Genomic DNA, 12,815 nt, shown 5'->3' on the forward strand with positions numbered 1-12,815 from the left:
TTCAATTTTGTTGATTAACTTGAATATGGGAGAGAAGATTAATGTCAGAAACGTATCGTTCACGACAGGAACGAAAACAAGTGGAAAAAACAAAACAAGATCAAACAAAAGGTAAAAACTCCCCTAAAAGAAGGTCTTTCTTGAAAAAAGTTCTACTTTGGTGTTTAATTTTATGGGTTATTTCAATTGGAATAGGGGCAGTTACGGTTGCAGCAATGATTAAGGATGCACCTAAAATAGATGCTTCAAAACTTGTCGATCCGCTTTCTACCAAATTATACGATAAAAACGGTAAGTTCCTTTACGAATATGGTAAAGAAAAGCGGACGAAAATTAAGTATTCTCAAGTTCCAAAAATGTTGGAACATGCTTTCCTTGCCACGGAGGATGCACATTTTTATGAACACAATGGCATTGATATAAAAGGAACTACGAGAGCAATCTTCAAGAACCTAAAAGGGGATTTCGGATCTCAGGGCGGAAGTACGATTACACAGCAGGTCATCAAGAACTCCTTTTTGTCACCTCAGAAAACAATAAAGCGAAAGGTACAGGAATGGAGCTTGGCCTATCAGCTTGAGAAAAAGTATTCTAAACATCAAATCTTGATGATGTATTTAAATAAGATCTACCTTGGAGACGGGGCATATGGTGTAGCAGCTGCCGCCAAAAATTACTACGGAATCGATGCCGATGATCTAAATAAATTAACGCTTCCGGAGGCCGCTATGTTAGCGGGGCTACCACAGAGTCCAAGTTATTACGATCCCACTGAACCGGAACATGTGAAAGCTGCAACAAATCGTCGTAATAATGTTTTAAAAGCTATGTATAAACAAGGGTATATTACGAACAAGCAATTGGAGGATGCAAAGAAGGTTCCAGTTACATCAGGACTTGTTCCAAAAAAGAAACAACAAGGAATGCCGTACGAGGCGTTTTTGGCCGCTGTTGTAAAAGAAGTTGAAAAAAAGCAGAAAAATGTTGATATCAGTTCGGATGGATTATCTATTTATACGACGCTAGATCCAAAAGCTCAGACCTTTGCGGATAAAATAATGAACACCGATACGATTATTTCTTATCCAAATGACAATTTTCAAGGAGCCTTCGTATTTTTAGATACAAAAACAGGAGAAGTTCGAGCTATTGGAAGCGGTCGAAACCAATATAAAGCTTCCTTCCGAGGCAACAACTTTGCGGTTGATATCAAACGTCAACCAGGATCTACTTTCAAGCCAGTCTTTGATTATGGTCCTGCTATTGAAAATTCAAAATGGTCTACAGCACACCAAATTAATGATCATGAGATAACCTACTCAAATGGTCAATCTATTTCTAACTGGGATCATCAATATCACGGAATGTTGTCTATTAGAACAGCACTTCAATGGTCATACAATATTCCAGCACTCCTTACCCTTCAAGAAGTAGGAATGGATAAGGCACAAAACTTTGCAGAAAATCTGGGTATTACTTTTAATAATAATAAGGTGTACGAATCATATGCGATTGGAAGTAATACGGTTAATCCATTAGAGTTGGCAGGGGCATATAGTGCTTTTGGAAATAACGGTGAATACAATACACCACATTTTGTTCGTAAAGTTGTCTATCCTGATGGCAGAGTTGTTAATTTTACTCCAAAGCCAAAACGTGTTATGCATGATTACACAGCTTATTTGGTGACGGATATGTTACGGACAGTCGTAAAATCTGGTACAGGAAAAACTGCAAATGTTCTTGGACAAGATGTGGCTGGAAAAACTGGCACAACCAATTTTGACAGTAAAACCAGAGCACAATATGGATATCCAACAGGTTCGGTAAATGATAGTTGGTTCGCTGGTTATACACCGCAATACACTATGGCGGTTTGGACTGGATATACTAAAAATGGTCCAGGTAATTATATGGATGGAAATACAACTAAAATCTCGCACCAAATGTTTAAGGCCATGCTGGAAGCGTTTGGAACAGACCAAAGCAGATTCCAGCAGCCTAGTGATGTATACCAGGTGAATAATGAACTGTTCATTAAAGGTGCAAATCCTGAAGAAGGTCCACAAGTTACAAAAAATAATAAAGATAAACCATTTGAAATTGGTGAAAATAAAGAGGATAAAAAACATAAACAAGAGGAAGAGAAGCATAAACAACAAGAGGATAAGAAACACAAACAAAAGGAAGAGAAGCATAAACAACAAGAGGAAAAGAAACACAAACAAAAGGAAGAGAAGCATAAACAACAAGAGGATAAGAAACACCAACAATAAAGATTTTTAGGATGGGATTGCATTGGTCCCATCCTTTTTTTGATTCACAAAAGAAATGTGAAGGTTTCTACTTAAATGATTGGGTGCTTTACTTCAATAAGGGAGGTTGCTGAGGCAGCCTTTTTCTTATGGAACTAGAGAGGTAGTTTAGTTGAAAAAGCTTAGTTTGAACACACAGTGAAGGCTGGAAGGGATTGTCAAATAAGCAAATTCAAAATATAGATTGGTAAACGATTGCAGGGCTCAAGGTTATCTATTTATTACTGCATCGGTATATTGATAATTGGATTGAGAAAAGATGAATTTGGTTTGCTTCTAGGGATTGAAGCAAAAACCGAATAAAGCCAGCTGGCATAATAGAGTTTAAAGATTAAGTGCAAGGTAAAGTTTAGAAATTATACAAAGGCAGGCTTGCCCCGCATTCCTGTCTTATATAATCAAATAAAATAGTGAAGGTTATTTTACTTTGTCTGTAGAAAATCCAGAAGGTAATTATTTATGACCACGAAGATTATCCTGACGTTAGTGGTCGCTATGACAATTGCGGTAAAACTTAGTTTGAAAGTTCGGTTAAATATATTCGTAAATGCAGAGAGTGTGGTATGAAGAAATCGATTTAACCCTAGTATGAAAGAAGTAAAATTCGTTAAAACAACAGCATCTAAGATTGAATCTTCTACATTATCACTATTAGCTTGTTTTGCTAAGCACTTCCTATAATATACCCCTAAAAAAAAGCAATGTATCTCAAGGTTGAGAAATTCATTGCTTTTTTCCCTTCGCCCGGAACCCTGTGTGATCTGTCTGTTCTCACATCCATGAGTAGACTTTATTGTTGAGGAAGGTTTAGGGCTGTATTTGCTGTATTTATATCAACTTGTAATTGTTCACTTAAATCATGTGGATGATAGTAACCTTTTGAAACCATATAGTTACTTATCTCTCCATGTCTTTCTACAGCGACACGAAGCTGTTCTCTTAGGGCTGCTTTCAATTCAGGTGTTTTTGTTTCTGTAATGGCAAAAGCAAGATTTCTAATTCCAGATTTTGCGGATATTAAGAAGTCCGTTGCAATCACCTGATCAGTCATGCCACCCATACCTGCCATATTTTGCAAAAAATTTGTCATTACTGTTCCCCTCGATTCGTCAGAATTTCCTGCAGTGTTTGAATATCTTGTGTCCCGATCCTCGTGTCTTTTAATAGAATATTTTGTAATTCTGTATCCTGCACTAAACTGCTCATTGTAGAGGACTTTGTTAGACAAAGACTCTTGAAAGTTAAAATTTCGTGCGCTTCTAAAGTCTCATGCAGTCCTAAATTTTTAATCATGATTTTTCACTCCATTTCTTTGAGAATTCACTTCAATATCTTTCGTAATACAAAAGTTTTTATACATCATCATTTGCAAATATAACGTGTATTTTGGGAAATAAACTACCTATCGGTCAATACTCCGTATAACAAACAGATGAACCGGGAAAGGTATTTTTGTTATATATGGATTAGGGAGGTGAGCGTATGGAAAATGAAAGCTTGGCATTTCATGAAACTATGGAAACGCATGAAATTTTGAATTTAAAAACAATAGGTTTAATGAGATCAAAATTAATGCAAGGCATTTGCTTTGACAATGACTTAAAAGCATTAATGGAAAAAGACGTACAACAATCTATAGCTGCTATAAACGAGCTAAAGGGTTTTTATACAGGAGCTCGAACAAACTATGAAAAATGAGGTGAAATTTAAATGGAGATGGATTTTTTAGATCCTCAAGGCGCTGAACATATGCCGGAAATGGCTGATTCCTCTTTCGCGCTAGATTTTTTACTCTCGATCAAAAGTGGGATTCATACTTATGGTATTGCATTATCTGAAACAGCGAATCCCGCATTGAGAAAAGCATTGTACCAGCAAATGGAGCAATCCATTGACTTACATGGTGAGTTATCCGATTTAATGATCAGGAAGGGCTGGCTTTATCCGAACGATGTAGGTAAACAGGTGGAATTAGATTTGAAATCAGCCGATATGGCGGTTAGTATCGCTGGAATGAATCTTTTCCCGAATGATACTGACAGACTCGGCATGTTCGCAACGCCGAATAAATAAAGGAGGAAAAGCATTATGAAGGCCGTAACTTACCAGGGCAATAAAAATGTACAGGTTAAAGAAGTTAAAGACCCTAACATCAAAAATTCAGATGATATAATTGTAAAAGTCACTACTTCAGCGATTTGCGGCTCCGATTTGCACTTAATTCATCAATTAATTCCCAATATGCCTACAGATTATGTGATTGGTCATGAACCGATGGGGGTTGTTGAGGAAGTTGGACCAGGAGTAACTAAGGTAAAGAAGGGAGACCGGGTCATTATCCCCTTTAATGTTAGCTGCGGGAGCTGCTGGTATTGCGACCACGACCTTACAAGTCAGTGTGATAATTCAAATCCTCATGGGGAAATGGGTGGTTTTTTTGGATACTCTGAAACAACTGGTGGGTATGCGGGAGGGCAAGCTGAATATATGCGTGTTCCTTATGGAAACTTCACCCCTTTCAAAATCCCGGAAGACTGCGAGGTAGAAGATGAAAAATTGGTGTTGCTCGCTGATGCAGCATCCACAGCATTCTGGAGTGTAGATCACGCAGGTGTCAAATCTGGCGATACGGTTATCGTTTTAGGCTGTGGTCCCGTAGGTCTGCTTACTCAAAAATTCGCTTGGTTTAAAGGGGCGAAAAGAGTGATTGCTGTCGACCATCTCGATTATCGTTTAGAACATGCAAAAAGGACGAATAAAGTTGAAACCGTAAATTTTGCACAATATGAAAACACTGGCGAATACCTTAAAGAAATCACTAAAGGTGGTGCAGATATCGTTATTGACTGTTCCGGGATGAGTGGCAAAATGACACCGATGGAATATCTTGCATCGGGTCTTAAATTACATGGGGGAGCCATGGGAGGGATTGTAATTGCGTCCCAAGCCGTTCGTAAGGCGGGAACCATACAAATAACAGGCGTTTATGGCGGCCGTTATAATGGATTCCCTCTAGGAGATATTTTCCAAAGAAACGTGGATATAAAAACCGGACAAGCTCCTGTTATTCCTTATATGCCCTACCTTTATAAACTAATATCAGAAGGAAAAGTAGATCCTGGCGATGTAGTAACCCATGTACTTCCAATTGACCAAGCAAAGCATGGGTATGAAGTATTTGATACAAGGACAGATGGATGTATTAAAGTGGTCCTTAAGCCATAAAGATGGTTGTTTTCATTTGGTGGACTATGAGTAAGAAGGGAAGATATCAAACCCTTTTTTAACTTTTTGGAGTAATTTTTTACTTCTGGATGAAATGCGCATAGAAGAAGATTTAAGAAAAGTGAACACCCCTGTCTTGAGAGCTACATTTACCTTATTTAAATTAAGCACCAGAAAAGACGATTTTGCCCACGGTAAGGGAAAATCGCTTTTTTTTGGTGCTCTATGCTATCTTTTTTTGAAAGAGGTTTTTTCATTAAGTAAAACCCACGACCTATAAAAAAATAAGGGGCAAATTAGTTATAGGGTTTTTATTATTTTTTTCTTTTGCCTTTGGTTTCATCCCTTTGATTAACTTGTTTTCTTCTTTGTGCATAAATCTCTCACATGTTTTTCTGTCACTTTCTTAAGTATTTGAGATGGTAATGTCTGTTTAAATCCACTTGCATATTCCGGAAATTTGATCAAAGTGATTACGATGACTGATATCCGAAGAAGATTATCCTCAATAGCTTCCAAGTATTATCTTTTTGTCCTCTCCAATAAACGATCTATGGAATCCTGTATGTGGCTGGAGATCGCAATCTCGGCTCTGTATACATCCCTAGTCCGGATGGCCTCAATGATTTCCATATGTTCCGATGGTGCGTCTTTTTGGTCGATCTCACCTTTGACGTGATAAAACCGGCCTATATGAAGATGACAGTGCATGCCTTTATATGCTTCAAATAAAAACGGGTTTCCTCCAGCGTTCATGATGGCATGATGAAATTGTTGATCTAAATGAGTAAAATCTAGTATTTTTTTGTTGGAAGCACCTGTGTTTGTGGAAAACATTTCATCTGTAAGCGCGGCCATTTCTTCCGTCACGCTTACATTATTTAAGCGGATAATATTCCGGACCGCATGCGTCTCCAGTAATATCCGGGCCTCCAACATTTTCGCCATATTTTCAGTATCTAATATGTCACTGACCCGATACCCCTTATTTGGTTCTAAGATGACTAAGTTCTCAGAGTTCAGACGAGATAATGCTTCTCTGAGAGGTATGGCGCTAATGTTGATTTCCCGGGTTAAATGGCTGATATTGATTTTTTGTCCCGGCGATAAATCCCATTCAAAAATCTTTTCTTTTAATAAATTGTAGACATATTCCGTTGTCTCTCCGCGTTCTTTTTCCTTTATCATTGAAATGCCCCTAACTTAAAAAAATTTCTATGAGAACGAGTGTTATTTCAAATAGATGTAACAATTTAAATTATTACTGAAGTAGCTTTCTTCTTGTTGCCTCTATCAATAAGATAAGGCGAAACCATATTGATATCAAGAATAGAGAGTTTATAAGGGGATCTATAGTTTGTTGGATAGCTAAAAAAATAAATCTTCATTACTGATAATTATATATTATATTCGTAAGTTTTGTAAAAAATTATATATAATATTGTCCGGATTAATATGAATTATTTAATCTGTCGATATTATTTAAAGGTATAAACTCTTTATTTGTAAGGTTTTATTCAATAAAACAGAATCTTTTTAATTTTAAATATTTACAAAATAATATATTATGTGATATATTTTCGGAAATGATTACATACTATTTTTGAGCAGGATTCTATAAATAACAATTAAAGAGTATGGATGGGCAGGCAAAACCTTAAGTTTAAAATGGAAGCGCTTTACGCTTGCCGTTTTCTTGATTGAAATTTATTGAATTAGCAGAAATAACTGTGAAGTGAAAAAATGTAATCGTTATTTTTCAAAGGAGGAATCTTCAATGAGCACATCGCTTGGTAGAAAAAATGCATTTTATGGCCATTTCATAAATGGGCAATGGATATCCGATCAACATACAATCGCTGTTATGAACAAATATGACAAAGAAGAAATTGCCCGGATTGGCAGGGCATCCCGCGAAATTGTTTCTGAAGCGGTGACCAATGCCTTGGAGACCTTTAATACGAGAAAGCTAGATTCCGATCAACGCTACGAGATTTTAATGCGTGCAGCGGAAATCGCGAAAGAAAGAAAAGAAGAGCTGGCGATGATTCTGGTTCAGGAAGTCGGTAAAGTATTGAAGGACGCAAGAGGGGAAATCGATAGAGGAATTCAAACGATGATTGCATCAGCGGAAGAAGCAAAACGGATTGCTGGTACAGGCGTTCCTTTGGGGCAGTCTGGAAACGACAATAAGATGGCTTTCACCATCCGGGTTCCTGTTGGAGTTATCGGTGCGATCACCCCGTTTAACTTCCCGTTCAATCTCACCATCCACAAGGTGGCTCCTGCGTTGGCAGCGGGAAATACAATCGTGTTGAAGCCGGCTGAGATGACGCCGCTCATTGCATGTAAGATAGCAGAAATCTTTTCCGAAGCTGGATTGCCCGCAGGTTTTCTGAATGTGGTCAACGGGTTTGGGCAGGAAACAGGTCAATATCTTTTGGAGGATGAACGAATTGCGATGTTCACTTTTACAGGGAGTCCCAGCGTAGGACGGCACATTAAGAGCAGTACGGGAATTCGTAAGGTTACCTTGGAATTAGGGAATAACTCCCCAAATATCATTCACAAGGATGTCCCTGATTTAGACAGAGCAGTTGAGCTCTGTGTCACGCGGGGGTATGTGAATGCAGGGCAAGCCTGCATCTCTGTGCAGCGAATCTACGTTCATAGAGATATCTGCGATGTGTTTGTGGAGAAGGCAGTCATGGTGGCACAGGGGTTGAAGGTCGGAAATCCTGCAGATTCTTCCACGGACATTGGTCCTATGATTTCCGAGAAGGAAGCAAGGCGTGCGGAAGAATGGATTCAGGAGGCTGAGCGTCTAGGTGCCAAAGTGCTATATGGAGGGAAAAGGAGGGATTCGATTCTAGAACCTACTATATTAATAGATGTGAAACCGGAAATGAAGGTAGTCTGCCAGGAAGTGTTCGCGCCGGTGATCAGCATCATTCCTTTCGATAACATCGAGGAGGCTTTCCGTCAGGCCAATGATACGAAGTTCGGCTTACAAGTTGGTTTATTTACATCCGATATCACTTTAGCCATGCGGGCAACACAGGAACTTCATTTTGGCGGTGTGATCATCAATGATGTTTCTACATACCGTGCCGACATCATGCCGTATGGCGGCGTGAAGGACAGCGGAATTGGCAAAGAAGGGCCGCATTATGCCATGCAAGAGATGACAGACGAAAAACTTGTCGTCATCAATCTATAGACTTTGGAGGTAAGGGATATGAGAAATACATGGGATTTTTATTCTACCGAAAGAATCGTATTTGGAAACGGGGCGATAGGGCAATTGGATTCAATCCTGCAAAGGTTAAAGGCGAAAAACATCTTGCTCGTTACTGACCCAGGGATCAAAAATGCAGGAATCGCAGACAGAATTTCATCGTTGTTGGAACATGCAAATTACGAAACAGTTATCTATGACCAGGTCGTACCGGAGCCTCCGGTAGATTCGGCGATAGACTGTTATGAGTTTGCTAAATCTCAAATGGATATTGATGCAGTAATTGGCCTTGGCGGAGGAAGCAGCATTGATATGGCGAAGATTGTTGCTTTGTTGGTCGCCCATGGCGGACATCCCTTGGACTATTATGGCGGAGAAAACCAGGTTCCTGGACCAATCGCCCCTCTTGTAGCGATTCCGACGACGGCTGGAACCGGTTCAGAAGTGACATCAGTGGCGGTATTGACCGATGTGGAAAATAACCTAAAAGTTGGTATCTCGGATAACTACTTAAGGCCAACCGTTGCTCTACTTGATCCAGAATTAACGTTAGGGCTTCCCGCTTATGTAACAGCATGTTCCGGAATTGATGCTTTGTCACATGCGATAGAGGCATACACAGCCAAACCTTCTGCATATATCCAGGCAGAAGGAAACATTTTATTCCAAGGTTCAATCCCCATAAGCGATGCACTCGCCTACAGAGCTATTGAATTGATTGCAAAAAACCTGCCGATTGCGGTGCAGCAAGGGAGCAATCTCGAGGCACGTTCCAATATGCTAATGGGCAGCCTGCTTGCTGGAATGTCCTTTTCAAATGCAGGTACTGCAGCAGCCCATGCATTGGCTTACCCAATTGGAGGGCTTGTGAAGTCGCCGCATGGAGAGGTGACCGGGCTCTTGCTTCCATATGTCATGGAATATAATGCAGTTGTAGAAACAGAAAAAATGGTGAGGATTTCCCAGGCATTCAATGTTAACTCAAATGGCCTCTCCGATAAGGAAGCTGCTTTGGCTGCTTCAAAAGCTGTGCTTACCCTGCTTGGGGAAATTGGACTGCCTACAAAGCTGACGGAGATTGGGATCAAAGGAGAGGATATTCCCGAAATTGCTGAGAAGACCCTCCAAATCGATCGCCTGATTCGGAATAACCCAAGAATGTCTACCCAGCACAGTTTAGAAGAATTACTTAGAAAAGCTTTATAGATTGCTTGTAAAGGAATGGTGTCCCTGGAAGGTTAAGCATCATAACCATTCATGATGGATCTACAGACCGGGGCGAAAGATTTTCACCATCTAATAGAATATAAATGGAGAGGAAGATGAAAATGTCTCTTATGCCTTTTACATATAGTATGCCGACACGGGTGGAGTGCGGTAACGGAATATCTGGAAAAACAGGGGAGCTAATTAAGGATTTAGGTGTATCGAGTGTGCTGATCGTAACAGATAAAGGGGTTAGAGAAGCCGGTCTCTTACAAGGCATTGAACAATCCCTTGCTTCTGCAAACCTTTTTTTTGAGATTTACGATGAGGTAGAGCCTAATCCATCAGCTCAAACAATCCAACAGGGGACAGTTTATCTTAAGCAACAAAAGATGGAGGCGGTACTGGCTGTAGGTGGAGGAAGCAGCATTGACACAGCCAAGGGCATTGCGGCAATGGCTACTAACCCCGGCCATATCCTGGATTATGAAGGAGTTGGAAAGATTTCCATTCCTCCGCTCCCGATCATAGCAATCCCGACTACGGCTGGAACTGGCAGTGAAGCTACTAATTCGACAGTGGTAACGAATAAGGAAACTTCTTTTAAATTAGGTGTACTTAGTTCACTTCTGTTTCCAAAGCTAGCTATATTGGACCCGGCCCTTACATTAAATTTGCCTCAAGAGATTACTGCAGCTACTGGTATGGATGCTCTGACTCATGCAATTGAATCTTACACCTCCAAATCTGCCAACCCTGTCAGCAAGGCTTTCGCGATGCAGGCCATTAAGATGATCGGTGAAAATTTAACACGATCGTACTTTGTGGGAACGGACATGGAAAGCAGGGAAAACATGCTTGTAGCCTCCCTGTTAGCTGGTGCAGCCTTTTCACAATCCCGCCTGGGGAATGTACACGCCATTTCCCATACATTTGGAGGAGTCTTTAATATCCCGCATGGTATCGCAAATGCAGCACTATTGCCATTCGTCATGAGATTCAACCTGCCGGCATGCGAGGATCAGTATAGAGAAATTGCAATAGCTTTAGGAAGGGATGTAAGCGGTTTATCCAATGCGCAAGCAGCCGAGAAAGCAATCGAAACCATCATCGAAATGAATCGGAGCATGAATATTCCTCTTAACATTAAAGAGCTCGGAGTTTCATTGGACGTTTTGCCGAAATTAGTGGAAGATTCCATGCGAAGCGGTAACGTGGTCGTTAATCCAAGGCTGACGAAGGCATCGGATATCCAACTGATTATAGAGAAGGCTTATGAGGGGGACTTTGAAGGTTTTAATTATGGTAATCGAAATACAATCAGAGCCAAAAGTTCAGAAACAGCCGTGAATGTTTAAAACCTTTGAAAATCACCTGAAATTTTAGGGGATATGAATCAGTTTCCCCTTCCCGATTTTTTTCGGACATATGGATTTCCCGCAGCATTTTTTCTACCTGAATATAATTATCTAATGAGGTGACGTATGAAAAAGACCAATGGAAGATGGCTTGTAGTGGTACTCCTTTTCGTCGCAACAACAATCAATTATATGGATAGGGCAATTCTTGGTATTGCAGGACCCTCGATGATGAAGGATCTTTCGCTTTCGGCAATAGAATTCGGGATATTGGGGTCAGCGTTCTTTTGGTCGTATGCCCTAATGCAGATCCCGGTCGGGGTAATCGTTGATAAATTGGGGGCACGCTTAACGTATTCGATTGCCATCGTTTGGTGGTCGCTCTGTACGGTGTTTACTGGAATGGGGCGTTCGCTTGGCGGACTGATCGGTATCCGCGTTTTAATGGGAATCGGAGAGGCTCCAGCGTTTCCAACCAATACGCGCGTTATTTCAGACTGGCTGCCGTCACACGAAAGGGGTATTGCAAACGGGATATTTAATTCTGGTACTGCTATCGGGATTGGCATAACAACACCCATTTTAGCATGGATCATCCAGACTTGGGGATGGCAAGCATCTTTTGTGGTAATTGGATCCATCGGTTTTGTATGGCTGGCATTCTGGTTATTCTTTTTCAAAAACCATCCAGAGCAAAGTAAGATTGCAAACGAGGCCGAAGTAGCCTATATCATAGAGGAGCAAACTCAAACCGAAAAAGCGAAGACACTAAACTTCTCACCATTTAAATTCTTTAAATTCAGAAGTGTTTACCCTATGTTATACGGCTTGTTCGCCCATAACTATCTTACGTATTTAATGATGACTTGGCTTCCCACTTATCTTGTAGTCGAAAGGGAAATGACTCTTTTAAAAGCCGGTTTTTTTACGATGCTACCTTGGATCATGTCCTTTCTGGGAAATATTTCAGGAGGAGTGTTGTCGGATTTCTTAATTAAAAGAGGCTGGAATTCCATCAAAGCAAGAAAAACTGTTTTAACCATCGGCATGCTTTTTCCATTAGCCATAATACCGACTATCTATACAGACAGTGCCATAATGGCACTTACGTATATCTCAATAGCAATCGGCGGTGAAGGATTGGCTGCGGGTATTCTCTGGGCCACTGTTTCTGATGTTGCTCCAAAGGGTGCGGAAGGAAAGCTTGCAGGGCTGCAAAACTTCGTGGGGAACCTCGCTGGCTGGATTGCCCCAGTAGCAACAGGGATCTTAATAGCGAAGTTCAATAATTTCAATATAGCCCTGATCATACCTGTAGTCATTTGCCTAATTGCTGCTGTGGGGTATACATTCGTTCTTAAAAATGAAAGGATTTCGATTAACACGGACATTGACGGGGGAACTAAAGTTTCAGGACTCTAATCTTTTTGTGTATTTAATGAAGGCTTTGCAAATCCAACGAAAAAAAGGAGA

At 40.3% G+C, this 12,815-nt stretch carries 11 protein-coding genes; 8 read left to right on the forward strand and 3 right to left on the reverse strand.

What is annotated here, in order from left to right; genetic code table 11:
- Window positions 1–41 precede the first annotated feature (41 nt).
- Window positions 42–2,276, forward strand: coding sequence for a transglycosylase domain-containing protein (locus tag AC3WLU_RS20950; protein ID WP_413001449.1), 2,235 nt, complete (start codon window positions 42–44; stop codon window positions 2,274–2,276).
- An 829-nt stretch (window positions 2,277–3,105) separates the two neighbouring features.
- On the opposite strand, the gene AC3WLU_RS20955 is transcribed toward AC3WLU_RS20950, so the two are convergent.
- Entirely contained in the window at window positions 3,106–3,405 is a 300-nt protein-coding gene (locus AC3WLU_RS20955; protein WP_413001451.1) for a spore coat protein, read from the reverse strand.
- Complete coding sequence (locus tag AC3WLU_RS20960) at window positions 3,405–3,608, reverse strand: hypothetical protein (protein WP_492597838.1); 204 nt, start codon at window positions 3,606–3,608, stop codon at window positions 3,405–3,407. Before AC3WLU_RS20960 ends, AC3WLU_RS20955 begins: the two co-directional genes overlap by 1 nt.
- 189 nt (window positions 3,609–3,797) lie before the next feature.
- Here AC3WLU_RS20960 and AC3WLU_RS20965 point away from each other — a divergent pair, with 189 nt between their 5' ends.
- The 3 genes from AC3WLU_RS20965 to AC3WLU_RS20975 are packed head-to-tail and all read left to right on the forward strand — an operon-like array spanning window position 3,798 to window position 5,540.
- The gene (locus tag AC3WLU_RS20965; protein ID WP_063575944.1) at window positions 3,798–4,013 is read left to right on the forward strand and encodes a hypothetical protein; all 216 of its coding nucleotides are present in this window, start codon (window positions 3,798–3,800) and stop codon (window positions 4,011–4,013) included.
- A gap of 12 nt (window positions 4,014–4,025) precedes the next feature.
- Complete coding sequence (locus AC3WLU_RS20970) at window positions 4,026–4,388, forward strand: spore coat protein (RefSeq protein ID WP_048682441.1); 363 nt, start codon at window positions 4,026–4,028, stop codon at window positions 4,386–4,388.
- A gap of 15 nt (window positions 4,389–4,403) precedes the next feature.
- Window positions 4,404–5,540, forward strand: a complete 1,137-nt coding sequence (locus tag AC3WLU_RS20975; RefSeq protein WP_063575945.1) for a zinc-dependent alcohol dehydrogenase — start codon at window positions 4,404–4,406, stop codon at window positions 5,538–5,540.
- 522 nt (window positions 5,541–6,062) lie between these two features.
- On the opposite strand, the gene AC3WLU_RS20980 is transcribed toward AC3WLU_RS20975, so the two are convergent.
- Window positions 6,063–6,728: a GntR family transcriptional regulator gene (locus AC3WLU_RS20980; RefSeq protein ID WP_057215460.1), complete on the reverse strand. Its 666-nt coding sequence runs from the start codon at window positions 6,726–6,728 to the stop codon at window positions 6,063–6,065.
- 589 nt (window positions 6,729–7,317) lie between these two features.
- On the opposite strand from AC3WLU_RS20980, the gene AC3WLU_RS20985 reads away from it, so the two are divergent.
- The 4 genes from AC3WLU_RS20985 to AC3WLU_RS21000 all read left to right on the forward strand — a co-directional run bounded on the left by AC3WLU_RS20985 (window position 7,318) and on the right by AC3WLU_RS21000 (window position 12,764).
- Complete coding sequence (locus AC3WLU_RS20985) at window positions 7,318–8,760, forward strand: aldehyde dehydrogenase family protein (protein WP_492597839.1); 1,443 nt, start codon at window positions 7,318–7,320, stop codon at window positions 8,758–8,760.
- Between the two features lie 18 nt (window positions 8,761–8,778).
- Window positions 8,779–9,984, forward strand: coding sequence for a hydroxyacid-oxoacid transhydrogenase (locus tag AC3WLU_RS20990; protein ID WP_492597840.1), 1,206 nt, complete (start codon window positions 8,779–8,781; stop codon window positions 9,982–9,984).
- A 116-nt stretch (window positions 9,985–10,100) separates the two neighbouring features.
- Window positions 10,101–11,342 (forward strand): iron-containing alcohol dehydrogenase, encoded by a 1,242-nt coding sequence (locus tag AC3WLU_RS20995; RefSeq protein ID WP_492597841.1) that lies wholly within the window; start codon window positions 10,101–10,103, stop codon window positions 11,340–11,342.
- Between the two features lie 126 nt (window positions 11,343–11,468).
- Window positions 11,469–12,764: an MFS transporter gene (locus tag AC3WLU_RS21000; protein ID WP_413001460.1), complete on the forward strand. Its 1,296-nt coding sequence runs from the start codon at window positions 11,469–11,471 to the stop codon at window positions 12,762–12,764.
- Window positions 12,765–12,815: the final 51 nt, after the last annotated feature.

Source organism: Peribacillus sp. FW305-BF15, assembly GCF_058783805.1.